This is a genomic window from Nonomuraea mesophila (assembly GCF_004352805.1).
Lineage (GTDB): Bacteria > Actinomycetota > Actinomycetes > Streptosporangiales > Streptosporangiaceae > Nonomuraea > Nonomuraea longispora.
Genome location: NZ_SMLD01000005.1, coordinates 85,416 through 109,606 on the forward strand (window position 1 = coordinate 85,416; position 24,191 = coordinate 109,606).

The window sequence follows — 24,191 nt, forward strand, 5'->3', positions numbered from 1 at the left end:
CTATCGGCTGACCTGGTCAGCGACGGCCTGCTCGACCAGGCGCAGCGCGTCACCGATCGCCTCCGGCCGTGTGCCGCCCCCTTGCGCGACATCGTCCTTGCCGCCACCGCCACCCCCAAGAGCCTTGGCGGCGACGCCGACCAGTTGCCCGGCTTTGAGCCCCCGCTCGCGCCCCGCCTCATTGACCGCGGCAACCACCACGGGCCTGTCGGAGGGGGCGCCGGCGATCACGATGACCGCCGGTCTGTCGGCCGGGAACCTGCCACGCACATCAAGCGCGAGCTTACGCAGATCATCAGCGCCGGTGCCATCAGGCGCGCGGTGTGTCACCACGGAGACTCCGTGCAGGTCACGAGCCTGTGCGGCCAGGTCTCCCGCCACCTGGAGCACCTGCGCGGAGCGCAGCTTCTCCAGCTCCTTCTCGGCCGTGCGCAGCCGGGTGACGATGCCGTCGATGCGCTCGGGAAGCTCTTCGCGGCGGGCCTTGAGCTGCTCGGAGAGCTGGGCGACCAGCACGCTCTCACGCGCCAGGAAGCGGAAGGCGTCGATGCCGACGAGCGCCTCGACGCGGCGCACCCCGGCGCCGACGGACTGCTCGCCCAGCACCTTGACCAGGCCGAGCTGGCCGGAGCTGTGCACGTGGGTGCCGCCGCACAGCTCGCGGGAGTAGTCGCCGATCTCGACGACGCGCACCTCGTCGCCGTATTTCTCGCCGAACATCGCCAGCGCGCCCATCGCCCTGGCCTCCGCCTGGGAGGTGTAGAAGGCGTTGACCTGGAGGTCGTTGATGAGCACGGCGTTGACTTCGTCCTCGACGTCGCGCAGCACGCTCTGTGGCACCGCGCCCGAGGCGGTGAAGTCGAAGCGGAAACGGCCGGGCGAGTTCTCAGAACCGGCCTGCGCCGCCGTCTCGCCGAGCGCGTTCTTGAAGCCGCGGTGGACAAGGTGGGTGGCGCTGTGGCTGCGCGAGATCGCGCGGCGGCGCTCGACGTCGATCTCGGCCTGCGCCTCCTCACCGACCCTGAGCTCGCCCTTGCGGACCTTGCCGCGGTGCACGACGAGCCCCGCGAGCGGGGACTGCACGTCGACGATCTCGACCTCCGCGCCGCTGGTGCGGATCACACCCTGGTCGGCGAGCTGGCCGCCGCCCTCGGCGTAGAACGGGGTGCGCGCGAGCACGACCTCGACGTTGGAACCCGCGCCCGCCACCGGCACGGGCACCCCGTCGACGATGATGCCGGCCACGCTGGTGTCGGCCTCGGTCTGGTCGTAGCCGAGGAACTCGACCTTGCCCGACGCCTCGAGCAGCTGCCCGAAGACGGAGATGTCGGCGTTGCCGGTCTTCTTCGCCGCCGCATCGGCCTTGGCCGCGTGCCGCTGCTCCTGCATGAGGCGGCGGAAGCCCTCCTCGTCGACCGTGAGCCCGTGCTCGGCCGCCATCTCCAGCGTCAGGTCGATCGGGAAGCCGTAGGTGTCGTGGAGCTTGAACGCCTGCTCACCGGGGAGCGTGGTGGCCGACCTGCGCTTGGTCTCCTCGACCGCCACGTCGAAGATGGCGGTGCCGGTGCGCAGCGTGCCGAGGAAGGAGGCCTCCTCGGCGTCGATGATGCCGTGGATCTGCGGCGCGTCGGCCTTGAGCTCGGGGTATTGCTCACCCATGACATTGATCGCGACGTCGGTCAGCTCGTGCATGTAGCGGTCGTCGCCGGAGCCGAGCAGGCGCAGGTTGCGCACCGTACGGCGCAGGATGCGGCGCAGGACGTAGCCGCGGCCCTCGTTGCCGGGCATGACGCCGTCGGCGACCAGCATGGTGCCGGTGCGCACGTGGTCGGCGATCACCCGCAGGCTGACGTCGGCGCGCTGGTCGCGCCCGTAGCGGGTCTTGGTGAGCTCGGCCGCGCGGTCGAGGATCTTGTACGTGGTGTCGATCTCGTAGAGGTTGTCGACACCCTGCAGGATCGTCGCCATGCGCTCGAGGCCCATGCCGGTGTCGATGTTCTTCGAGGGCAGCTCGCCCGCCACGTCGAAGTCGACCTTGGAACGGACCTGGCTGAGCTGGTACTGCATGAACACGAGGTTCCAGACCTCGAGGTAGCGGTCCTCGTCGGCGACGGGGCCGCCCTCCTTGCCGTATTCGGCGCCGCGGTCGTAGTAGATCTCCGAGCACGGGCCGCCCGGTCCGGCCACGCCCATGTGCCAGTAGTTGTCCTCAAGCCCACGGCGCTGGATGCGCTCGTCGGGCAGACCGACGCTGTTGCGCCAGATGTCGTACGCCTCGTCGTCGTCGAGGTAGACGGTCGCCCAGAGCCGGTCCTCGGGGAAGCCGAAGCCGCCGTCGGACTCGGATTTCGTGAGCAGCTCCCACGCGAACGGGATCACTTCGGCCTTGAAGTAGTCGCCGAAGGAGAAGTTGCCCAGCATCTGGAAGAACGTCGCGTGCCGCGTGGTCTTGCCGACCTCTTCGATGTCGGGGGTGCGCACACACTTCTGCGCGGTGGCCAGCCGGGACGCCGGAGGCTTGCGCTGCCCCAGGAAGTACGGCTTGAACGGCACCATACCGGCAGGAACCAGGAGTAGCGTGGGGTCCTCAGCGATCAGGCTGGCCGAGGGCACGATCTTGTGCCCACGCTCCTCGAAGAAGCGCAGGAAGCGGCGGGCGATCTCTGCCGACTCCATGGTGGCCATCCTTTGCGTTGGTTGTGGAATTACGTGTGGTCTTCAGCGTCGTCGAGCCCGAAGCGCGCCCGCAACTCTGTTTCGCGGCCGGCGGCCTCGCCGAGCGCGTCGGAAGTAAAGTCTCTCACCTGCCGGAGCATGCCCGCCGCCCCGTCGGCGGTGCGACGGGCCACGTGGTCGGGATGAAGCGCCTGCAGCCTGCGCATCACCCAGAAGGCGAGGAACGCGCCGAGCGAGAGGTAGAACAGCCGCCTGATCATCTCGGCCGCCTGGATGCCGTCTTCTGCGCCGTCTTCTGGGCCTGCTGGGCCGTCCTCCGGGTCCCCCGGGCGGCCTGCCTGGCCGGTGTGCGGGCCTCGATGGCGCGCCGCACGCCGTAGCCGAGCGACGAAACCTTGATCAGCGGCCCGGTGAAGATCGTCTGTGTCACGGCACTCAGCTTGGCCGCGTGGCCGCTGACCTGCTTGACGTCCCTGGCGATGGCCTCGACGGCGACCAGCTGCCTGTTGGTCTCGTTGACCGTGACGCTCATGTCGTCGAGCAGCGGCGTCAGCCGGTTGTTGAGATCGGAGACCGCCTTGGTGGTCTCGGTGAGCAGCCTGGCGACCTTGACGAGCACCATGACCAGCACACAGACCAGGACGATCCAGCCCGTGGCCGCGATCAGCCCGGCGACCTCTCCAGCGGTAAGCATCCGCGCATCTCCCTCGTACGCTGGGCCGGAACGGCAAGACCCTATCGCGTTCGAGCGACCACATTAGTGGGGAAAGCGACCTTGATCAGGCCGCCACGTCGGCCCCGGCCCTTCCCGTGACCGCCCGCGTGAGACCGCGTGCCACCCCGAGCCGGGCACGAGCCGCCGCTCCGGCATCACGCCGCCGCGCCCGCCACCTCGCGGGGCCGGAGCCGCGGCGTGTCCCGCCGTCACTCCTGCAACCGTACATCGGCCCCGCCCGCGCGCGGACCTCAGGCGCCGCGCAGGAAGGCGCGGATCCTGGCCCAGCGCTCGGCCACGGGCCCCTCGGCGCCGTGCCTGGTCGGCTCGTAGTAGCGCCTGTCGCGCACCTGCTCGGGCGCGTAGTCCTGGCGCACCAGGCCGTGCTCGAAGTCGTGGGGGTATTTGTAGCCGTCGCCGTGGCCCAGCTTGTCGGCGCCGGAGTAGTGAGCGTCGCGCAGGTGGCCGGGCACCTGGCCGATCAGCCCCTTGCGGACGTCGCCGACCGCCGCCCCGATGGCCTTGACGACCGCGTTGGACTTGGGCGCGGTCGCGCAGTGGATGACGGCCTGGGCGAGGTTGATCTGCCCCTCGGGCAGCCCGATGAGCTGCACCGCCTGCGCGGCGGCCACCGCGGTCTGCAGGCAGGTGGGGTCGGCCATGCCGACGTCCTCGGAGGCGAAGATGACGATGCGGCGGGCGATGAACCGCGGGTCCTCGCCGGCTTCGACCATGCGGGCGAGGTAGTGGAGCGCGGCGTCGGCGTCGGAACCGCGCATCGACTTGATGAACGCGCTGATCACGTCGTAGTGCTGGTCGCCCTGCCGGTCGTAGCGTACGGCGGCCTTGTCGACGGCCTTCTCCACCACCTCGACGGTGATGTCGTCGCCCAGCAGCGCCGCCGCCTCCAGGTAGGTCAGCGACCGGCGCGCGTCGCCGCCCGCGAGGCGTACGAGATGCTCCAGGGCCTGCGGGGACAGCGTCGCGCGCCCGCCCAGGCCGCGCGGGTCGGACACCGCACGCTCCAGCACCGCGCGCACGTCGTCGTCGGTCAGCGACTCCAGGCTGAGGAGCAGCGAACGCGACAGCAGCGGCGAGATGACCGAGAAGAACGGGTTCTCCGTGGTGGCGCCGATGAAGGTGACCCAGCGGTTCTCCACGGCGGGCAGCAGCGCGTCCTGCTGGGCCTTGTTGAAGCGGTGCACCTCGTCGACGAACAGCACCGTCTGCCGGCCGGTCATGCCGAGCTCGCGCCGGGCGTTGTCGATGGCCGCGCGCACGTCCTTGACGCCCGCCGACACGGCCGAGATCTCGACGAAGCGGCGTTTGGTGACGTTGGAGACCACGTAGGCGAGGGTCGTCTTGCCGGTGCCCGGCGGCCCCCACAGGAACAGCGACATGGGCGCCTCGCTCTCGACCAGGCGCCGCAGCGGGGTGCCGGAGCCGAGCAGGTGCCGCTGGCCGATCACCTCGTCGAGATTGCGCGGGCGCATGCGCACCGCGAGCGGCTGCGGCGTGGCCTCCTCAGCCGCCGAATCGAACAAGCTGTCCACAACGCGAGGCTACAGGGTCCGCGAGGCCGGTGAGCCCGCGCGGCGGCGCCCTCACGAGGCCCTGCGAGCGCCGTACGGACCGGGCCGAACGCGGGCGCCACGACGGCGGCGAGCCTCCATCACACTGGTCGCATCCACCGGCTTTCGCCACTTACGTCCGGCACATATCGGAGGCCGGTAGCATGCGCGGAGTTGTTTGGTCATGCGTGGGCAAAAGCGAGAGGACATAGCGGTGAGCGGCGACGACCGCCAGAACGAAGAAGACCGCCAGAGAGAGCTGGCGCGGGAGCACAAGGAACGGCAGGCCAAGCGCGCCGCCGACCAGACCTCCAAGGGGAGGCGCAACACCTTCCTCGGCGCGGGCGTGGCGGTGGTCGTGGTGGCGGGCGGGATCTTCGCCGGGACCACGATGGTCGACAAGGGGTCCGAGGAGACCGCGGCGCAGAGCACCCCTTCCGCCAGCGCGTCCGTCACCCCTCCGGGGACGTCACCGAGCCCGACGAAGAAGGGTCCGGTGACCTGCACGTACAAGCGGGACAAGTCACTCCCGCACAAGTTCGTCGGTCTGCCGGGCAAGAAGCCCAACATGAAGCTGAAGAAGATGACGGTCGCCACCAACCGCGGCAGCTTCACCGTCGACCTCATGACCGAGGCGGCGCCGTGCGCGGTCAACTCGATGCGCTACCTGACGAAGAAGAAGTTCTACGACGACATGAAGTGCCACCGCCTGGTCACGCCCGACGTCGCCGGCGTGCACATGCTGCAGTGCGGCGACCCGCAGGCCAAGGCCGACGGCAAGAACCCGACCGACGGCCAGGGCACCGCGGGTTACGTCTACGCCGACGAGAACACCGACATCCCGCTGGGCAAGGGCGTGGTGTTCATGACCCAGCCCAGTGAGGCGGCGGGCCGGAACAACAGCCAGTTCGCCATCTCACTGTCGGACGAGAACCTCCAGGTCGGCGCGGGCTACTCGGTCATCGGCATGGTCAGCGAGGGCATGGACATGCTGCTCGGACTCGCCACCAGCGGGGAGGACCTGCTCCTCAACAACGACGACATCACCGGCGACGGCGGCACCACCGCCCCCAAGAAGCCCGTGATCATCAAGAAGATCACCTTCTCCTGACCTTCCCGTGACCGTGTACGGCAGGCGTCGCCAGGCGCCTGCCGCACACGTGGGGAACACCGGTCAGGGCTTGGGCGGCGCGTCGACGCCCGCCTCCTTGCGCTGGCCCGCCGTGATCGGCGTGGGAGCACCCGTGAGCGGGTCGAACCCGGACGCCGTCTTCGGGAACGCGATCACGTCACGGATCGACTCGCCGCCGGACAGCAGCATGCAGATGCGGTCCCAGCCGTAGGCGATGCCTCCGTGCGGCGGCGGGCCGTACTTGAACGCCTCCAGCAGGAAGCCGAACTTGCTCTCCGCCTCCTCCTTGGAGATGCCGAGCACGTCGAACACGCGCTGCTGCATCTCGGCCCGGTGGATACGGATCGAGCCGCCGCCGATCTCCATGCCGTTGCAGACCATGTCGTACGCGTAGGCCAGCGCCTCGCCCGGGTGGTCCTGGAAGCTGTCGGCCCACTCCGGCTTCGGGCCGGTGAACGGGTGATGCACGGCAGTCCAGCCGCCCTCGCCGTCCTCCTCGAACATGGGCGCGTCGACGACCCACAGGAACGACCACTGCGACTCGTCGATGAGGTCGCAGCGCCGGCCGATCTCCAGCCGGGCCGCGCCGAGCAGGTCGCGGGAGGCGTTCCTGGCGCCGGCGGCGAAGAAGATCGCGTCGCCCGGCTCTGCGCCCACCTTGGCGGCCAGCCCGGACAGCTCCTGCTCCGACAGGTTCTTCGCGACCGGGCCGCCCAGCGTGCCGTCCTCCTGCACGAGCACGTAGGCCAGGCCCTTGGCGCCGCGCGAGCGCGCCCACTCCTGCCAGCCGTCGAGCTCCTTGCGGGTCTGCGAGGCGCCGCCCGGCATGACGACGGCGCCCACGTAGTCGGCCTGGAAGACGCGGAACGCGGTGCCGGAGAAGTATTCGGTCATCTCGACCAGTTCCTGGCCGAAGCGCAGGTCCGGCTTGTCGGAGCCGAAGCGGGCCATGGCGTCGGCGTACGTCATGCGCGGCAGCGGCGTCGGCAGCTCGTAGCCGGCGATCTCCTTCCACAGCCGGCCGATCAGCGTCTCGCCGACCTCGATGACGTCCTCCTGGTCCACGAAGGACATCTCGACGTCGATCTGCGTGAACTCCGGCTGCCGGTCGGCCCGCAGGTCCTCGTCGCGGTAGCACTTGGCCAGCTGGTAGTAGCGCTCCAGCCCGGCCACCTGCAGCAGCTGCTTGAACAGCTGGGGCGACTGCGGCAGCGCGTACCAGTTGCCCGGCTGCAGGCGCACCGGCACGAGGAAGTCACGTGCGCCCTCGGGCGTGGAGCGGGTCAGCGTCGGCGTCTCGACGTAGACGAAGCCGAGCTCGTGCATCACCTCGTTGGCGAGGTAGGTGGCCTTGGACCGGGTGCGCATCGCCTCGGCGACCTGCTGGCGGCGGATGTCGAGATAGCGGTGCTTGAGCCGCGCCTCCTCCGACACCCCCACGCTGCCCTCGATGGGGAACGGCAGCGGCGCGGACTCGCTGAGCACCTCGACCCGGTCGGCGACCACCTCGATCGCGCCCGTGGGCAGGTCGGGGTTCTCGTTGCCCTCCGGGCGCACCCTGACCTGGCCGACGACCTGCACGCAGTATTCGGCGCGCAGGTCGTGAGCGTGGTCCTCCTCGCGGAAGACCACCTGCGCCGAGCCGGAGGCGTCACGCAGGTCGATGAAGACAACGCCGCCGTGGTCACGGCGGCGGGCCACCCATCCTGCGAGCGTCACCTGCTGCCCGGCGTGCTCCTCGCGGAGCGACCCGGCGGTATGCGTGCGGATCACTGCACTTTCCCTTCGTACGGATAGAAAAGGCGAAGGGATGGCGACGACCCGGCGGGCGCTGGCTCGCGGATCACCACACCGTCCCCTCGTACGGATAGAAAAGGCGAAGGGACGGCGACGACCCGGCACCGGCCGAGCGGCGGATCACCGCACCTTCCCCTTCAGGACGTCGACGACCTCGGCCAGCGGCACCTCGCTCTGCTCGGCGGTGGTCAGGTCCTTGACCTGCACGACCTCGGCCGCGAGGTCACGCTCGCCCAGGATCAGCGCGAACCCGGCACCCGAACGGCCGGCGCCCTTCATCGCGCCCTTGAGCCCCTTGCCGCCGAAGGCCATGTCGGCGCTGACGCCCGCCGCGCGCAGCTCGCTGACGACCAGGAACATCCGGCGGCGGGCCTCGTCGCCCAGCGGGACACCGTACACCTGGACGCGGGCCTGCGCGTGATCGTCGAGCAGCCCCTCGGCCTCCATGGCGAGGAACGTGCGGTCGACCCCGAGCGCCCACCCGACGCTGGGCAGCGGCGGGCCGTCGAGCATCTCGCTCAGCCCGTCGTAGCGCCCGCCGCCGCCGACGGCCGACTGGGAGCCGAGCCCGTCGTGCACGAACTCGAACGTGGTGCGCGTGTAGTAGTCGAGCCCGCGCACCAGCCGAGGGTCGTCCTCGAACGCGATCTCGGACGCCTTCAGCAGGAAGCGGACCTCCTCGTGGTAGGCCAGGCAGGCCGCGCACAGGTGGTCGACCACCAGGGGGGCGCCGGTGAGCTGGGCCTGGACCTCGGGGCGCTTGTCGTCGAGCACCCGCAGCGGGTTGATCTCGATGCGGGCCCTGGTGTCGGCGTCGAGGTCGAGGCCGCGCAGGAACTCCTGCAGCGCCGCGCGGTAGGCGGGCCGGCACGTCTTGTCGCCGAGCGAGTTGAGCAGCAGCCTGACGTTCTTCAGGCCGAGCGAGGCGAATCCGCGGGCGCCGAGCACGATGAGCTCGGCGTCGAGCGCCGGGTCCTCCGAACCGAGCGCCTCCGCGCCGACCTGCCAGAAGTGGCGGTAGCGGCCCTTCTGGGCGCGCTCGTAGCGGAACTGGCTGCCGGAGTACCACAACTTCACCGGGAGCTGGCCGGCGTGCAGGTTGTGCTGCAGCACCGCGCGCACGACGGAGGCCGTGCCCTCGGGGCGCAGGGTCAGGGAGCGGCCCGCCTTGTCGGGGAAGGTGTACATCTCCTTGGAGACGATGTCGGTCGACTCGCCTACGCCCCTGGCGAACAGCTGGGTGTCCTCGAAGACAGGCGTCTCGATGTAGCCGTAGCCCGCCTGGCGCAGCGGCGCGGCGAGCGCCTCGCGCACGGCGAGGATCCGCTCGGAGCGGGGAGGCAGCCAGTCGAAGGTGCCTTTGGGTGCTTGGAAGCTCATTAGATCCCTCGTGTGGGACCGGCGTGCGGCGCCGCCTCTTTCAGGTATGGGTTGACGGCTCGCTCGCGGCCAATCGTTGTCTGTGGTCCGTGGCCCGGCAGAACGACCGTATCGTCCGGCAGCGGCAGACACTTGGTAGCCAGGCTGCGCAGAATCGTGGCGTAGTCGCCGCCGGGAAGGTCTGATCGGCCGATGGAGCCGGCGAACAGCAGGTCGCCCGAGAACATGACCTCGTCGCCGGGCAGCCGGAAGCTCACCGACCCCCTGGTATGGCCCGGGGTGTGGTCGACCACGAGCTCGAGGCCGGCGAGCTTCAGCACGGCCCCGTCGGACAGCTCGCGCACGTCGTCGGGCTCGCTCAGCGTCAGGCCCCCGAACAGCTGGGCGCTCGTGTCGGACCAGCCGGCGGCGGGATCGCTGAGCAGGTGGCGGTCGTCGGGGTGGATCCACGCGGGGACGTCACGCGCGCCGCAGACCGGGGCCACGGACCAGACATGGTCGAGGTGACCGTGGGTGAGCAGGACCGCGACCGGCTTGAGCCGGTGCTCGCGCAGCAGCTCGTCGACGCCGTCGGTCGCGTCCTGGCCTGGATCGACGATCACGCACTCCTCGCCCGCGGCGGGCGCGACGACGTAACAGTTGGTCTGGAAGGCCCCTGCGGGGAAGCCGGCGATGAGCATCTGCCTCAGGTGATCTCGTCGAAAAGCCAATGGGAATGTAACCGAAGGGTACCGGTGCGGGTCGCCGGGCTGCGAATCATTACCCAATGGCCGATACGATTCGCCCACCTCAGTTGATTCACTAAGGGAGGCAAAGCGGTGGCCACGGGGAAGGACCGGCAGAAGCAGCTGGCGCGTGAGCACTACGAGCGGCAGATGCAGCGCCGTCTCGAGCGCGAGCAGAAGGCCAAGCGCACGGCGATCATCGGCTCCACCGTGGGCGTGGTGGTCGTGGTCGGCGGCATCGTGGCCGCGATCGCGTTCATGAGCGGCGGTGACACGCCGACGGACGCGGCCGCGTCGCCCACGGCGGCGCCCCAGGACACCGCCTCAGCGGCGGCGACCACGGGGCCCAAGCCTTACGACGCGGCGGCCGGCACGTGCGACTACGCCGCCGACACGACCGGGGGCAAGGTGAAGGACGTCGGCCTGCCGCCGAAGAAGGTGAAGACCGAACCGGCGAAGAAGACGATGACGTTCGCGACCAACCGCGGCGACATCGTGGTGGAGCTCGACAACGCCAAGGCGCCGTGCACGACCAACTCGCTCGAGCACCTCGCCAAGAAGAACTACTACGACGGGAGCAAGTGCCACAGGCTGGGCAGCGAGCAGTTCCCGATGCTCCAGTGCGGCGACCCGTTCGCCAAGGCCGACGGCAAGAGCCAGGACGGCTCGGGCGGCCCCGGCTACGTCATGGCCGAGGAGAACCTGGAGGGCGCCACGTACAAGCGGGGCGTGATGGCGATGGCCAAGACGCAGGCACCCGGAACGACGGGCAGCCAGTTCTTCCTCGTTTTCGGTGACATCGCTCTCCCCCCGCAATACACGCCGGTGGGTACGATCACCAAGGGGCTGGACATCCTGGACAAGGTGAGCAAAGCAGGCGTCGTTGCGGACGCGGGAGACGGGACCGGAGCACCGAAGCAAAGCGTCGAAATCAAAGACGTGACATTCGCCGGCAAGAGCTGACGTAATACAAACTAGGGACGAAGTAGTCCCGAAGGGTCTGATGGAGAGTGCGGGAGGACACGGTGAGCACCGACCCATGGGGCCGGGTAGACGACGACGGCACCGTCTACGTGCGTACGGCTGAGGGAGAGCGAGCCGTCGGGTCCTGGCAGGCCGGTGAACCCGAAGAGGCACTGGCCTACTTCCATCGCAAGTACGACGAGCTGGCCGGTCAGGTCCAGCTGCTCGAACAGCGCGTCAGGAGCACCGACCTGGCTCCGGCGCAGGCCGAGGCCAGCATCACCAAGCTGCGTGAGGCCGTCGCGGACGCCCACGCCGTCGGCGACCTGGCCGCGCTGACGGCCAGGCTCGACGGCCTCACCGGGCTGGTCGCCCAGCGCCGCGAGGAGGTCAAGGCCGCCCGCGAACAGGCGCGGGCCGAGGCCAGGGCGGTCAAGGAACGCATCGTCGCCGAGGCCGAGCGCATCGCCGACGAGACCACCCACTGGAAGTCCGGCGGTGAGCGGCTGCGCCAGCTCATCGAGGAGTGGAAGGCCGCCGACCGCATCGACCGGGTCACCGAGGCCGCGCTGTGGAAGCGCCTGTCGGCCGCCCGCACAGCGTTCGCCAAGCGCCGCAAGCAGTATTTCGCGGGGCTCGACGAGCAGCGTGAGGAGGTGCGCGCGGCCAAGGAGCGCATCGTCGCCGAGGCCGAGGCGCTGGCCGACTCGACCGACTGGGGCGGCACCGCCGCGATCTACCGCGACCTGATGCAGCAGTGGAAGAGCGCCGGCCGGGCATCTCGCGAGGCCGAGGACGAGCTCTGGGCCCGTTTCAAGGGCGCCCAGGACCAGTTCTTCCAGGCCCGTTCCGCCGTGTTCGCCGAGCGCGACGCCTCGCTCGCGGCCAACGCCGCGGTCAAGGAGCAACTGCTCGCCGAGGCGGAGAAGATCCTGCCCGTCACCGACGCACGCACGGCGAGAGGGGCGCTGCGGCACATCCTGGAGCGCTGGGAGGCCGCCGGCCCCGTGCCGCGCGACCAGCGCGACCGCCTCGAGGGCGGGCTGCGCAAGGTCGACGACGCGGTGCGCAAGGCCGAGGACGCCGAGTGGAAGCGCTCCAACCCCGAGGCGAGGGCGCGCGCCCAGAGCACGGTCGACCAGCTGCGCACCTCCATCGACCAGCTGGAGAAGCGGCTGTCCAAGGCGCAGGCCGCAGGGCGCGCCAAGGACGTCAAGGAGGCCGAGGAGGCGCTGACCGCCCGCCGGTCGTGGCTGGAGGAGGCCGAGCGCACGCTGGCCGAGTTCAGCTGAGCCGCGGCCGCTGCCGAATAGGGCGGCGCGCGCCTGTGCCTGGGATCTAGGCTGACGTCATGGATCCCGTCACCGACGCGCGCGCCCTCGTCGAGGAGATGTTCCCGGGCGCCCTGTACGCCTTCGTCGGCGGCAGCGTGCTCACCGAGCGCCGCACCAGCACGTCCGACCTCGACGTCGTGGTGGTGCTCGACGGCCTGGCGGTCCCCTACCGCGAGTCGCTGCGCTGGCGCGGGTGGCCGGTGGAGTTGTTCGTGCACAGCGAGACCAGCCTGCACGCCTACTTCGACAAGGACTTCGGCAGGCGCAGGCCGAGCCTGGCGCGCATGTGCGCCGAGGGCGCGGTGCTGGCCGACAGGACGGGCGGGCGGGCCAGCGACCTGCAGAGCACGCTCGGCGAGCGCCTGGCGGAAGGGCCCGGCGGGCTGACGCCCGACCAGGCCGAACGGGCCCGCTATGTGCTGTCCGACCTCCTCGACGACCTGGCGGGGGTGGCCGACGCCGGCGAGCAGGCGTTCATCCGCTGGGAGGTGGTCCAGGAAGCCGCCAGGACCGCGCTGGGCGTCGGGCGCCACTGGCAGGGCAGCGGCAAGTGGCTGCTGCGCGAGCTGCGCGCGCACGACCCCGAGCTGGCCGCCGAGCTGCTCGCCGCGCACGACGACTCCCCGCGCCTGGCCGCCGTCGCCTCCGGCGTGCTGGAACGGGCCGGAGGGCGGCTGTGGGAGGGCTATCGAGCCGAGGGAGACCCGTTCCACCAGCCGCTGCGTCACGTGCCCTCCGGGGAGCTCACGGGCGACACGGCGCAGAGTTCCGGCATGCGCCGGCTGGCCGCCATCAGCGGCGCCACGGCCGGCTCCACGCGGTTGTGGATGGGCCAGACGCATGTCGCGCCCGCCACCCGCTCCTCCGACCACCATCACGGGGCTTCCGAGACGGCCATCTACGTGGTCAGCGGCACGCCCGCGTTCGTCTTCCTGGAGGATTCCGACTCCGAAGAGGTGCGCATCGAGGCGGGCCCCGGCGACTACATCTACGTCCCGCCGTACGTGCCGCATCGCGAGGAGAACCCGGACCCGTCGCAGGAGGCCGTGGTGGTGATCGCCCGCAGCACGCAGGAGGCTATCGTGGTCAACCTGCCCGGCCTCGCCGGCTGACCCCCGGCTGACCGCACGGCTGACCGCACGGCTCAGCTTCCGGCGCCGCTCACCCGGTAGACGTCGAAGACTCCCTGGATGCTGCGTACGGCCTTCAGCACGTGGCCCAGGTGCTTGGGATCGCCCATCTCGAAGGTGAACTTGCTGACGGCCACCCGGTCGCGCGAGGTCGTCACCGAGGCGCTGAGGATGTTGACGTGCTGGTCGGAGAGCGTACGGGTGACGTCGGACAGCAGGCGCGGCCGGTCGAGCGCCTCGACCTGGATGGCCACCAGGAAGACGCTGTCGTCGCTCGGCGACCAGCTGACCTCCACCAGCCGGTCGGGCTGCGACTTGAGCTGCTGCACGTTGGTGCAGTCGCCGCGGTGCACCGAGACGCCGTGGCCGCGGGTGACGAAGCCGACGATCTCGTCGCCGGGCACCGGGGTGCAGCACTTCGACAGGCGTACCCACACGTCGGCGTCGCCCGCGACGACCACGCCCGCGCCGCCACCGCCCCTGGGGCGGCCGCGCAGCCGGGTCGGCAGCGAGGTCTCGGCGATGTCCTCCTCGGCGCTGTCGACGCCGCCGATCGAGGCCACCAGCTTCTGCACGACGTTCTGGGCCGCGACGTGGCCCTCGCCCACCGCCGCGTAGAGGGCCGACACGTCGGGGTAGCGCAGATCGCGGGCCAGCGCCAGCAGCGCCTCCCCCGACATCAGCCGCTGCAGCGGCAGGCCCTGCTTGCGCATGGCCCGCCCGATGGCCTCCTTGCCGGCCTCGATCGCGGTCTCGCGGCGCTCCTTGGAGAACCACTGCCGGATCTTGTTGCGGGCCCGGCCCGACTTGACGAACTTCAGCCAGTCGCGCGAGGGGCCCGCGTCGGGCGACTTGGACGTGAAGATCTCCACGGTGTCGCCGTTGCCGAGCCGCGACTCCAGCGGCACCAGCCGCCCGTTGACCCGCGCGCCGATGCAGCGGTGGCCCACCTCGGTGTGCACGGCGTAGGCGAAGTCGACCGGGGTGGCCCCCTCCGGCAGCGCGATGACCTGCCCCTTCGGGGTGAAGACGTAAACCTCCGACACCGACAGGTCGAACCGCAGCGACTCGAGGAACTCACCCGGGTCGGAGGTCTCCTTCTGCCAGTCGAGGAGCTGGCGCAGCCACGCCATGTCGCTGCCCGGCTTGACCTTGCCCGCGGGGCCGGGGCTGCCGACCTCCTCCTTGTATTTCCAGTGGGCGGCCACGCCGTATTCGGCCCTGTGGTGCATCGCGTGGGTGCGGATCTGCAGTTCCACCGGCTTGCCCTCGGGACCGATCACCGTCGTGTGCAGCGATTGGTACATGTTGAACTTGGGCATCGCGATGTAGTCCTTGAACCGCCCCGGCACCGGGTTCCACCGGGCGTGGATCGTGCCGAGCGCGGCATAGCAGTCACGCACGCTGTCGACCAGCACGCGGATGCCCACCAGGTCGTAGATGTCGTCGAAGGCCACGTCGCGGGCGATCATCTTCTGGTAGACCGAGTAGTAGTGCTTCGGCCGGCCCTTGACGACGGCGCGGATCTTCGCCTCGCGCAGGTCGCCGGAGACCTTCTCGATGACCTCCTGCAGGAACAGGTCCCTGCGCGGCGCGCGCTCCGACACCATGCGCGCGATCTCGTCGTAGCGCTTGGGATAGAGCATGGCGAAGGCGAGGTCCTCGAGCTCCCACTTGATCGTGTTCATGCCCAGGCGGTGGGCCAGCGGGGCGAAGATCTCCAGCGTCTCGCGCGACTTCTGGTGGCGCTTGTGCTCGGGCAGGTAGCGCATGGTGCGCATGTTGTGCAGCCGGTCGGCCAGCTTGATGATCAGCACGCGGATGTCGCGCGACATCGCGACGACCATCTTGCGCACGGTCTCGGCCTGCGCCGCGTCGCCGAACTTGACCTTGTCGAGCTTGGTCACGCCGTCGACCAGGGACGCGATCGTCTCGCCGAAGTCGCCGCGCAACTCGTCGAGGCTGTAGGCGGTGTCCTCCACCGTGTCGTGCAGCAGCGCCGCGCACAGCGTCTCGTCGTCGGTGCCGAGCTCGGCCAGGATCGTCGCCACCGCCAGCGGGTGGGTGATGTAGGGGTCGCCCGACTTCCGCTTCTGGTCACGGTGGTGGTAGGCCGCGACGTCGTAGGCCCGCTCGATCAGGCGCAGGTCGGCCTTGGGGTGGGTGGCGCGGACCGTACGGAACAGCGGCTCCAGCACCGGATTCATGGCCCCACCCCCAAACCGCCTTCGGCGCACCGTCGTCGGCACGCCGGGCGCCTCGGCGTTGCCGGAATCGGTTACGTCGGGCGCGACCACATCACGGGGCACACAGACTCCTCACGCAATGACTCCTCACGTTCGAGTCCAGATCCCCCAAGTGTATCCAGGCAGCCGACTTGAGCAGTCGCGGGGCGGGCTCAGACGATCACGAGCGAGTGCAGCGGCACTCCCGTCAACCGCTCGCGTCCGCGCAGAAAGGCCAGCTCCATCAGCACCGCCACACCGACGATCTCGGCTCCGGTCCTCCTCACCAGCTCCACGGTCGCCGCGGCGGTGCCACCGGTCGCCAGCACGTCGTCGATGACGAGAACCCGCTCGCCGGGCGCGAGGGCGTCGCGGTGGACCTCGACGGTCGCGGAGCCGTACTCCAGATCGTAGGACTCCTCGAGGGTCGCGGCGGGCAGTTTACCCTTCTTGCGTACGGGCACGAACCCCGCGCCCGCGCGGTAGGCCACCGGAGCGGCGAGGATGAACCCGCGCGCCTCGATCCCCACGATCTTGTCCACCTGGTGCAGCCCGGCCAGTTCGTCCACCACGGCCGTCATTGCCACGGGATCGGCGAGGAGGGGGGTGATGTCCTTGAACAGGACGCCCTGCTTCGGGTAGTCGGGGACGTCCCTGATGCGCTCCAGGATCAACGAGTTCAGCTCACTCATGGCGTTTTCCTCACATTCCTCACCGACCGTCTGCCGCGCTCCATGATGGTGCATGGCGAGCCCTGACAGGACACCCTCCCGTCACCGGCACTCCCCCACGTGCCCCGGCCCTCACCCGCGCCGGCACCACCTTGACAGCGTCCGCTCGACCGCCCGTCCAGCCCGCACCTGGTTCCGGCGGAACCCGAGCGGGACCGCACCGCACCAGGGCGCGCCGCGCTCCTTACCGGTGGCCGCGCCGCCATGCCTCCGCGCGCCTCAGCGCCTTTCTGACGCGACGACGCCTGCTGCGGCGGTCAAGGCGCACCGCCGCCCTGTACGCCGTCAGAACCGCACTCAAGGCCCGCACCGGCCGGTCCTGCCAGGGACGCCGTCAGGGACGAATCCCCGAGGGACCTCCATGGACTCGGCCTCGGGGGGCGCGGACACGACGACGCCCCCGCCCGGTGCCGGGCGAGGGCGTCGTCATAGGCGGGTGGGTCAGCCCTTGGCCGCCGCGGTCTTGGCGCCCTTCTTCGTTGCCTTGCCGCCGCCTCCCGTGGAGGCCAGCCGCTTGGCGATGGCCTGGTAGCGCGGCTCGCGTTCCTTCAGCGTCACCAGCAGCGGCGTGGCGACGCACAACGACGAGTAGGTGCCGACGATCATGCCGACGAACAGCGACAACGACAGGTCCTTCAGCGTGCCCGCGCCGAGCAGCGTGGTGCCGATGAACAGGATCGCGGCCACCGGCAGGATCGCGACCAGCGAGGTGTTCAGCGACCGGATCAGTGTGTGGTTGAGCGCGTTGTTGGCGGCCATCGAGTAGGTCTGCTTGGACGTGTGCCCCAGCTTGGCCGTGACCTCCTTGATCATGTCGAACACCACGACCGCGTCGTAGAGCGAGTAACCGAGGATGGTCAGGAAGCCCAGCAGCGTGGCGGGCGTGACCTCGAAGCCCGACCAGGCGTAGATGCCGGCCGTGATGACCAGGTCGTGGATGAGCGCGACGATCGCGGCCAGCGCCATCTTCGGCTCGAACGCCATCGACAGGTACAGGATGATCGCCAGCATGAACACGCCCAGGCCGATCCAGGCCTTCTGGGAGACCTCACCGCCCCAGGACGGGCCGATGGCCTGGATGCTCACCTGGTCGGCAGGCACCCCGAAGTCCTTGGCGATCTCGCTCTGCACCTGGACGCGGGCGTCCTCCGGCAGGCTCTCGGTGGTGGCCCGCCAGCCGTCGGTGCCCGCCTGCTGGACGATCACCTGGTGCACGCCCTGGTCGAGCACGGACTCGCGCACCTGCTCGACCGTGCCCTGCGAGGACTTGAACGAGAAGATCGTGCCGCCCTTGAACTCGACGCCCAGGTTGAGCCCGTTGATCAGCATTCCGGCCAGCGAGACGGCGAGCAGCAGGCCGGACAGGCCGTACCACAGCCGCCATTTGCCGACGAAGTCGACGTCGATCTCGCCGCGATAGAGGCGACGCCCCAGTCCCATCTCAGGCCTCCTGCGGAGTGGTCGTGCGGCCGGTCGAGCCGACCTCGCTCATACGCTCGGCGTCGAGGCCGGACAGCGGGTGCCCCTTGGCGAAGAACTTCACCCTCGCCAGCGAGGCGATGAACGGCTTGGTGAACAGGAACACCACCACGACGTCGATCAGCGTGGTCAGGCCCATCGCGAACGCGAACCCGGCGACGCCGCCCACCGCCAGGAAGTACAGGACGACCGCGGCGATGAACATGACGGCGTCGGCGATCAGGATGGTGCGCCTGGCGCGAACCCAGGCCACCTCGACGGCCGAGCGGAGAGATCGCCGTCCTTCCTTCATCTCGTCGCGTATGCGCTCGAAGTAGACGATGAAGGAGTCGGCGGTGATGCCGATGGAGACCACCAGGCCGATGATGTGGGGCAGCGAGAGGCGGAAGCCGGCGTTGTGCCCGAGCACCACCACCGAGGTGTAGGTGATGACCGTGGCCACCACGAGGCTCAGCACCGCCACGATGCCGAGGCCGCGGTAGTAGAGCAGGCAGTAGACGACCACCAGGGCCAGGCCGATCAGGCCGGCGATCAGGCCGCCTTCGAGCTGGTCCTGGCCGAGGGTCGAGGAGACGGTGTCGACGGAGCTGCGGTTGAACTTCAGCGGCAGCGCGCCGTACTTGAGCTGGTCGGCCAGTGTGGTGGCGCCGGCCTGGTCGAAGCCGCCGGTGATCTCCGCGCGGCCGCCCGGGATCGGGCTGATGATGTTGGGGGCGGTGATGACCACGCCGTCGAGCACGACCGCGACCTTGTTGCGCGGTTCCTGGGAGTTGTAGGCGGCGGTGGTGAGCTTGCTCCACTCGCCGGCACCCTTGCTCTTGAAGTCGAGCTGGACGACCCACTCCGTAGTGCCCTGGCGGACGCCCGCCGAGGCGGTGTCGATGTCGGTGCCGACGACCTTGGCGACATCGAGGACGTACTTGAAGCTGCCGTCGCTCTCACAGCCGGCGTACTGCTTGTTCGGGTCGTCCTGGACGCCCTGCCCGCGGTTGGCGGGGTCGGCGCAGTTGAGCTTTCTGAACTGGGCCAGCACCGCGGGGTCGATGCCCTCGGTGTTCATGCCCGTGGCGGCGGGATCGTCCGCAGGAGGTTGGCTGGGGTCGTCGCTCGGCGCGGGCGTGGATTTCCCGTCCTTGGTGCCCCGCTTGTCCTGCCCCTTCGGGCTGGCGGACGGCTCGGCCGACGTGCTGGGCGTCGGCGCGGTCAGCGCCGACGACAACGCCTTGCCCGTGGGCGACGTGCTCGGCTGCGGCGCACCGCTCGCCTGGGACGTCGGCGGCCTGACGGGCTCGGAGGCCTTCGGGTTGGCCGGGTCGGAAGCCGCAGGCTCGGCCGGCTCGCTCGCGGCGTCGGAAGGCTTGTCCGACGTGGCGCCCGAGGGAGAGGCGCTCGGCGTCGGCGCGTTGGTGGCCAGGTCCGCCGGGGCCTGCGTGGCCTCCATGGCGAGCACCTGGCGGAAACGCAGCTCCGCGGTGGTCGCGACCAGCTTGATGGCCTCGTTCTGACCGACACCCGGAATGGAGATGATGATGTTGTCGCCGGACTTGGCGACCTCCGCGTCGGAGATGCCGGTGCCGTTGACCCGGTCGCGGATGATGTTGACCGCCCGGTCAAGGATCTCCTCTGGAGGAGCCGCATTGTTCTGGGTCACGGGCGACAGAGTCACCGTCGTGCCGCCGGCGAGGTCGAGCCCCAGCTTGGGTGTGTACGCCTGCTGCAGGAACATCGTCCCGCACAGGGCGAGGATGAGCGCCAGAAGCACCAGGAGCGTACGCCCCGGTCGGCTGTGGCGGCTGGTCGGTCGGGCCACTGGTCGTCAGTTCTTTCAGATAGAGGTTTGTCGCAGAAGCTTAGTCAGGACTTCTTCGTGCTGGAGTCCTGGTCTCCGTTGCGATCGACGGCGGCCTCGGACTCGTTCCCGTCCTCCTCGGACGCGGCGACCTCGTCACCTGCGGGGGCGTCGCCGGGCGTGACGACTCGGCCGATGGCGGCCTTCACCCAGCGGGTCTCGACACCGGGGGCGACCTCGAGAACGACGTCCTCATTGTCCACCGTGACGACCGTGCCGAACAGGCCCGTCGTCGTCATGACGCGCGTACCCGGAGTGAGGGAGTTCTGCATCTTGACCGCCTCTTGCTGGCGCTTGCGCTGAGGGCGGATCAGCAGGAAGTAAAACACCACCACCAAGAGAATCAGCGGCAGGATGCTTCCGAGTTGTCCCATGTCCATAAGGGGCGACCTTCCATTGTCGTACAAGGAGTTGACACCGGCCTCGCGCCGGAAATTCCGTGCGTCGCGTCGGACCGCGCCACTCGGGCCGTCAGCCTACACAGCCAGCCAAGCCACGGAGTGTAGGCGCTTGTTGCGAAACGCGGCAACGAAGCAGCGTTTCGGCGCGCGGGGAAGTTCCCATATTGAAACGGTTGCAACCGTTTTGTGATCAGTCGAAAAGCGGTGCTCCGAATGCGTCCGGTGGTGGAGTCATGCCGAGATGGGTCCACGCGGCCGCGGTCGCGACCCGGCCGCGCGGTGTTCTGGCCAGCAGGCCTTGGCGTACGAGGAACGGCTCGGCCACCACTTCGACCGTCTCCGGCTCCTCGCCCACGGCGACCGCGAGGGTCGACAGCCCCACGGGACCGCCGCCGAACTTCTTCAGCAGCGCGCCCAGCACCGCTCTGTCGAGCCGGTCGAGCCCTTCTGCGTCAACTTCATAAAGGTTGAGCGCCGCCGCCGCGATCTCCCGGTTGATCACCCCGTCGGCGCGCACGTCGGCGAAGTCGCGCACCCGCCGCAGCAGCCGGTTGGCGATCCGGGGTGTGCCCCTCGACCGCCTGGCGATCTCGTGGGCGCCGTCGTCCGGCAGGCCGACGCCGAGCAGCCTCGCCGACCGGTAGAGCACCTGCTCCAGCTCGCCGACCTCGTAGAAGTCCATGTGGGCGGTGAAGCCGAACCTGTCGCGCAGCGGCGCGGGCAGCAGCCCGGCCCTGGTCGTCGCGCCCACCAGGGTGAACGGCGCGATGTCGAGCGGGATGGCGGTCGCCCCTGGGCCCTTGCCGACGACGATGTCGACCCGGAAGTCCTCCATCGCGAGGTAGAGCATCTCCTCGGCGGGCCTGGCCATCCGGTGGATCTCGTCGATGAACAGCACCTCGCCCTCGGCCAGCGTCGACAGGATGGCCGCGAGGTCGCCCGCGCGTTCGAGGGCCGGGCCCGAGGTGATCCTCAGCGGCGCGTTCAGCTCGGCCGCGATGATCATCGCCAGGGTCGTCTTGCCGAGCCCGGGAGAGCCGCTCATCAGCACGTGGTCGGGGGGCCGCTGCCGCCGCAACGCGCTTTCCAGCACGAGGGAGAGCTGCTCGCGCACCCGGCCCTGGCCGATGAACTCACCGAGCCGCTTGGGCCGCAGCGCCGCCTCGATCTGCAGCTCGTCGCCCTCGGCGTCGGGCGAGACGAGCTCCCGATCAGAGCTCACCGCGGCACCTCCTCCCGCCGACGACCCTACGCACCGCACCGGGCCGGCGGGACCGGTCATGACACCGCCCGTCCCGACCCGGCCGGGCCAACCTATCGAATCCCGCACCCCCACGGGACCAGCCCAGCGCCGCACGCTTCAACGGGCCGCGGTCCCCGCCCGGTGTCGCGGCCGGTGTCGCGGCCGGTGTCGCGGCCGGTGTCGCGGCCGGTGTCGCGGCCGCCCTTGTACCACGGAAGCCGGCGCACGTTTCGCTCGTCACGGCGGGCACCACGTGAGCCTTCACGACCGGCCATGACGGGCGGCAAGCCACGTCGGCGCGTGCGGTGACGCCGGCCTTGCCGTAAAGACTCATCGCATGACTCATCGCACGCTCAGCGAGCGCAGCGCGGCCTTCAGCAGCGTGGCCACGCGCGGCTGGCGGCCGGCGGCGAGCTCGGCGTCGGCGTCGGGCTCGACGGCGGCGATCGCCTCGTCGGCGTCCTTGCTGGAATAGCCGAGCCCCACCAGCCCCGAGTGCACCTGCTCACGCCAGGCCGCCGCATCCCCGCGCTCGCCGTTGAGCGCGGCGTCGACCGCCGCCTCCGGCGTGCCGAGCCGGTCCTTCAGCTCCAGCACGATGCGCTGCGCCCCCTTCTGCCCGATGCCCGGCACCTGCGTCAGCGCCTTCAGGTCGGCGGCGGCCACCGCCACCCGCAGCGCGTTGGGCGTGTGCACGGCCAGCATCGCCAGCGCCAGCTTCGGCCCGACGCCGCTGGCCGTCTGCAGCAGCTCGAACACCGCCCGCTCGTCGTCGGTGGCGAAGCCGAACAGCGTGAGGGACTCCTCGCGCACCACGAGCGACGTGGCCAGGCGCGCCTCCTCACCGACCCGGAGCGTCGCGAGCGTGCCCGGGGTGCAGTGGGTGAGTATCCCGACGCCGCCGACCTCGATCACGGCTCCGTCGGGCGCGATCGCCGTCACCTTCCCCGCCACCGACGCGATCACCACACGCCTCCTGTCCTGGTTCCGATCACAACCCCGCCCTTCGCCGCAGAAAGCCACCCACCACGCTCAACGCCCCGCAGCAGAACGTCGCCCGCCGGGCTGGACGCGGGGTCACGACCCGGGCCCTTTCTTGGTGGCCTTGGCGAGGGCCGCGGCGAGGCGGTGCTGGGCGCCGCCGCGCCACACGTGGCAGATGGCCAGGGCGAGCGCGTCGGCGGCGTCGGCGGGTTTGGGCATCTCGGAGAGCCGCAGCAGCCGCGTCACCATGGCGCCGATCTGCTTCTTGTCGGCCGTGCCGCTGCCGGTGATGGCCGCCTTCACCTCGGACGGCGTGTGCAGCGCCACGGGCAGCCCACGCCGGGCCGCGCAGAGCACCGCGATCCCCGCGGCCTGCGCCGTGCCCATGACGGTGCGTACGTTGTGCTGGCTGAAGACGCGCTCGACCGCGACCGCGTCGGGACGCACGTCGTCGAGCCATCGCTCGATGCCTGCCTCGATGCCGACGAGCCGGGCCCCGAGCTCCTCGTCGGCGCCGGTGCGCACCACCCCGACGGACACGAGCGTCAGCGGCGCGCCCGGACGCCCTTCGACAGCGCCCAGCCCGCACCGGGTCAGCCCCGGATCGACGCCCATGACCCGCACCGGCATGCCCTCCCGTGTACGCCGAACATCTGTTCGGCACGAGACTCTACTCCGCCGGGGATGGCCGCGCACCGGGAAACGCCCGTCAGAAGTCCTCCAGCGTGTACGGCCTGGCGGCGAAGGCTGAGTCGAGTGTCTCGTCGTATCGCTCATCTCCGGACATGAGCCCGCTGAGCCGCAACGTGGAGGTCGGAATCCCGGCGTACAGGGCGGAGAAGCCGTTGATGCTCAGCCTCACCCCCGGCTGCTCGGCCGGGGTGACCGCGGCCGAACCGCCCGAGAACTCCAGCCGCCACGTGCCGCCCCCGCCCAGGGGGTCGTCCACGGTGACGACGGCCTCATCGGACAGGTGCGCCGGGTAACCCCTGCGCTCGGCCGCGGCGACGACGTCCAGCACCCTGAACATCCACCGCCGCTGCGTGACCTGCTCGATCGTCCGCTCGCGCAGCAACCACAACACCGGGTCGTCGGGAGCCACGTGCGCGACGACGTTCTGCGCTATCGACGACGCGCTGCCGACCACGCCCCACAGCGCCCTGAGCGTCTCCCCGGACCCGGCGACGAGGCTGTCGACCAGCATGTCCTCGCCGGCCCAGCGGTAGACGACGAAACCGTCGTCGGCGAGGTAGAGGAAGTCGTCCTCGCTCCCGAGGCACTGGCTCCAGGTGTGCTCGTCCCAGGAGATCGGCCCGCTGGCGCGGGCGGCGCCGTGCACGCGGTGCAGGATGGAGACGACCTCCCCCACGTCGCCCCGGCCCATCCTGCGGAGCTTGACCGGGCCGGACGGCTTGATCTGGCGCAGCAGTTCCGCCGGCATCCGTACGCCGTGCTGGGCCCCGGCGTGCTCGTAGCCGAGCGAGCGGTAGATGCCGGTGGTGGCCGGATAGAGCGCGGAGACCGCGTCCCCGAACGCCCGGCCGCGTTCGACGACGGCACGCATGATCGTGGTGCCGAGGCCGCGGCCGCGGTCTTCGGGCGCCACGGTGACCCCGGCGATACCGGCCATCGGCTGCGGCCTGCCGTGCCACCACTGGGTGAACCCGCGCAGCCGCGCCGTGGCGGCCAGTCTGGTGCCGTCGAAGGCGCCCAGGTAGCGGCCCTCGCCGAGGCTGGGGAGCACGGCCTGGCGCCACCGCTCCCGGTTCTGGGCGGGCAGCGGGCCGAACGCGCGTCTGCGAAGGTCAAGGGCGTCATCGAGGTTGTCAGGGGTGAGGTCGCGTATCTCCACAGTC

At 70.2% G+C, this 24,191-nt stretch carries 20 protein-coding genes; 4 read left to right on the forward strand and 16 right to left on the reverse strand.

The window, feature by feature from the left end; translation table 11 throughout:
• From alaS to E1295_RS03450, 4 genes are all read right to left on the reverse strand, one after another.
• Positions 1-2,676, reverse strand: coding sequence for an alanine--tRNA ligase (gene alaS / locus E1295_RS03435; protein ID WP_132628172.1), 2,676 nt, complete (start codon positions 2,674-2,676; stop codon positions 1-3).
• 29 nt (positions 2,677-2,705) lie between these two features.
• The gene (locus E1295_RS03440; RefSeq protein ID WP_132628173.1) at positions 2,706-2,936 is read right to left on the reverse strand and encodes a hypothetical protein; all 231 of its coding nucleotides are present in this window, start codon (positions 2,934-2,936) and stop codon (positions 2,706-2,708) included.
• Positions 2,933-3,370 (reverse strand): DUF948 domain-containing protein, encoded by a 438-nt coding sequence (locus E1295_RS03445; protein WP_132628174.1) that lies wholly within the window; start codon positions 3,368-3,370, stop codon positions 2,933-2,935. The genes E1295_RS03440 and E1295_RS03445 overlap by 4 nt, the downstream gene beginning before the upstream one ends.
• Before the next feature lie 272 nt (positions 3,371-3,642).
• Positions 3,643-4,944, reverse strand: coding sequence for a replication-associated recombination protein A (locus E1295_RS03450; protein WP_132628175.1), 1,302 nt, complete (start codon positions 4,942-4,944; stop codon positions 3,643-3,645).
• A 232-nt stretch (positions 4,945-5,176) separates the two neighbouring features.
• On the opposite strand from E1295_RS03450, the gene E1295_RS03455 reads away from it, so the two are divergent.
• Positions 5,177-6,073 (forward strand): peptidylprolyl isomerase, encoded by an 897-nt coding sequence (locus tag E1295_RS03455; protein WP_246079810.1) that lies wholly within the window; start codon positions 5,177-5,179, stop codon positions 6,071-6,073.
• Positions 6,074-6,136: 63 nt separating this feature from the next.
• Here E1295_RS03455 and aspS read toward each other — a convergent pair whose 3' ends face one another.
• The 3 genes from aspS to E1295_RS03470 all read right to left on the reverse strand — a co-directional run bounded on the left by aspS (position 6,137) and on the right by E1295_RS03470 (position 9,951).
• Positions 6,137-7,867, reverse strand: coding sequence for an aspartate--tRNA ligase (gene aspS, locus E1295_RS03460; RefSeq protein WP_132628177.1), 1,731 nt, complete (start codon positions 7,865-7,867; stop codon positions 6,137-6,139).
• A gap of 144 nt (positions 7,868-8,011) precedes the next feature.
• Positions 8,012-9,271, reverse strand: coding sequence for a histidine--tRNA ligase (gene hisS, locus E1295_RS03465; RefSeq protein ID WP_132628178.1), 1,260 nt, complete (start codon positions 9,269-9,271; stop codon positions 8,012-8,014).
• Positions 9,271-9,951: an MBL fold metallo-hydrolase gene (locus E1295_RS03470; RefSeq protein WP_132628179.1), complete on the reverse strand. Its 681-nt coding sequence runs from the start codon at positions 9,949-9,951 to the stop codon at positions 9,271-9,273. The genes hisS and E1295_RS03470 overlap by 1 nt, the downstream gene beginning before the upstream one ends.
• A 138-nt stretch (positions 9,952-10,089) precedes the next feature.
• Between E1295_RS03470 and E1295_RS03475 the strand changes: the two genes are divergently transcribed.
• From E1295_RS03475 to E1295_RS50630, 3 genes are all read left to right on the forward strand, one after another.
• Positions 10,090-10,959, forward strand: coding sequence for a peptidylprolyl isomerase (locus E1295_RS03475; protein ID WP_132628180.1), 870 nt, complete (start codon positions 10,090-10,092; stop codon positions 10,957-10,959).
• A gap of 62 nt (positions 10,960-11,021) precedes the next feature.
• Positions 11,022-12,251, forward strand: coding sequence for a DUF349 domain-containing protein (locus tag E1295_RS03480; protein WP_132628181.1), 1,230 nt, complete (start codon positions 11,022-11,024; stop codon positions 12,249-12,251).
• 59 nt (positions 12,252-12,310) lie between these two features.
• On the forward strand, positions 12,311-13,405 hold the full coding sequence (locus E1295_RS50630) for a cupin domain-containing protein (RefSeq protein ID WP_246079811.1): 1,095 nt from the start codon (positions 12,311-12,313) through the stop codon (positions 13,403-13,405).
• A 32-nt stretch (positions 13,406-13,437) separates the two neighbouring features.
• On the opposite strand, the gene E1295_RS03495 is transcribed toward E1295_RS50630, so the two are convergent.
• The 9 genes from E1295_RS03495 to E1295_RS03535 form a co-directional block, all read right to left on the reverse strand.
• Entirely contained in the window at positions 13,438-15,630 is a 2,193-nt protein-coding gene (locus tag E1295_RS03495; protein WP_132628182.1) for a RelA/SpoT family protein, read from the reverse strand.
• A gap of 191 nt (positions 15,631-15,821) precedes the next feature.
• Entirely contained in the window at positions 15,822-16,340 is a 519-nt protein-coding gene (locus E1295_RS03500) for an adenine phosphoribosyltransferase (protein ID WP_132628183.1), read from the reverse strand.
• Positions 16,341-16,820: 480 nt separating this feature from the next.
• Positions 16,821-17,819: a protein translocase subunit SecF gene (secF, locus tag E1295_RS03505; protein ID WP_132628184.1), complete on the reverse strand. Its 999-nt coding sequence runs from the start codon at positions 17,817-17,819 to the stop codon at positions 16,821-16,823.
• A 1-nt stretch (position 17,820) separates the two neighbouring features.
• Entirely contained in the window at positions 17,821-19,620 is a 1,800-nt protein-coding gene (secD, locus tag E1295_RS03510) for a protein translocase subunit SecD (protein ID WP_132628185.1), read from the reverse strand.
• A 92-nt stretch (positions 19,621-19,712) separates the two neighbouring features.
• Complete coding sequence (yajC, locus tag E1295_RS03515; protein ID WP_132628186.1) at positions 19,713-20,087, reverse strand: preprotein translocase subunit YajC; 375 nt, start codon at positions 20,085-20,087, stop codon at positions 19,713-19,715.
• Between the two features lie 211 nt (positions 20,088-20,298).
• Positions 20,299-21,330, reverse strand: a complete 1,032-nt coding sequence (gene ruvB, locus E1295_RS03520) for a Holliday junction branch migration DNA helicase RuvB (protein WP_132628187.1) — start codon at positions 21,328-21,330, stop codon at positions 20,299-20,301.
• A 363-nt stretch (positions 21,331-21,693) separates the two neighbouring features.
• Positions 21,694-22,317 (reverse strand): Holliday junction branch migration protein RuvA, encoded by a 624-nt coding sequence (ruvA, locus tag E1295_RS03525; RefSeq protein ID WP_132628213.1) that lies wholly within the window; start codon positions 22,315-22,317, stop codon positions 21,694-21,696.
• A gap of 111 nt (positions 22,318-22,428) precedes the next feature.
• A complete protein-coding gene (ruvC, locus tag E1295_RS03530; protein ID WP_132628214.1) occupies positions 22,429-22,959 on the reverse strand; it encodes a crossover junction endodeoxyribonuclease RuvC in 531 nt (176 codons plus the stop codon).
• 85 nt (positions 22,960-23,044) lie between these two features.
• The gene (locus E1295_RS03535; RefSeq protein ID WP_132628188.1) at positions 23,045-24,187 is read right to left on the reverse strand and encodes a GNAT family N-acetyltransferase; all 1,143 of its coding nucleotides are present in this window, start codon (positions 24,185-24,187) and stop codon (positions 23,045-23,047) included.
• Between the last annotated feature and the right edge of the window lie 4 nt (positions 24,188-24,191).

Excerpts from the sequence above, each read along its gene's own strand:
- E1295_RS03445 (WP_132628174.1), bottom strand. The coding sequence starts at position 3,370 with ATGCTTACCGCTGGAGAGGTCGCCGGGCTGATCGCGGCCACGGGCTGG.
- secF (WP_132628184.1), bottom strand. The coding sequence starts at position 17,819 with ATGGGACTGGGGCGTCGCCTCTATCGCGGCGAGATCGACGTCGACTTC.
- E1295_RS03470 (WP_132628179.1), bottom strand. The coding sequence starts at position 9,951 with ATGCTCATCGCCGGCTTCCCCGCAGGGGCCTTCCAGACCAACTGTTAC.
- yajC (WP_132628186.1), bottom strand. The coding sequence starts at position 20,087 with ATGGACATGGGACAACTCGGAAGCATCCTGCCGCTGATTCTCTTGGTG.
- hisS (WP_132628178.1), bottom strand. The coding sequence starts at position 9,271 with ATGAGCTTCCAAGCACCCAAAGGCACCTTCGACTGGCTGCCTCCCCGC.
- E1295_RS03495 (WP_132628182.1), bottom strand. The coding sequence starts at position 15,630 with ATGAATCCGGTGCTGGAGCCGCTGTTCCGTACGGTCCGCGCCACCCAC.
- alaS (WP_132628172.1), bottom strand. The coding sequence starts at position 2,676 with ATGGAGTCGGCAGAGATCGCCCGCCGCTTCCTGCGCTTCTTCGAGGAG.
- E1295_RS03500 (WP_132628183.1), bottom strand. The coding sequence starts at position 16,340 with ATGAGTGAGCTGAACTCGTTGATCCTGGAGCGCATCAGGGACGTCCCC.
- E1295_RS03440 (WP_132628173.1), bottom strand. The coding sequence starts at position 2,936 with ATGATCAGGCGGCTGTTCTACCTCTCGCTCGGCGCGTTCCTCGCCTTC.
- E1295_RS50630 (WP_246079811.1), top strand. The coding sequence starts at position 12,311 with ATGGATCCCGTCACCGACGCGCGCGCCCTCGTCGAGGAGATGTTCCCG.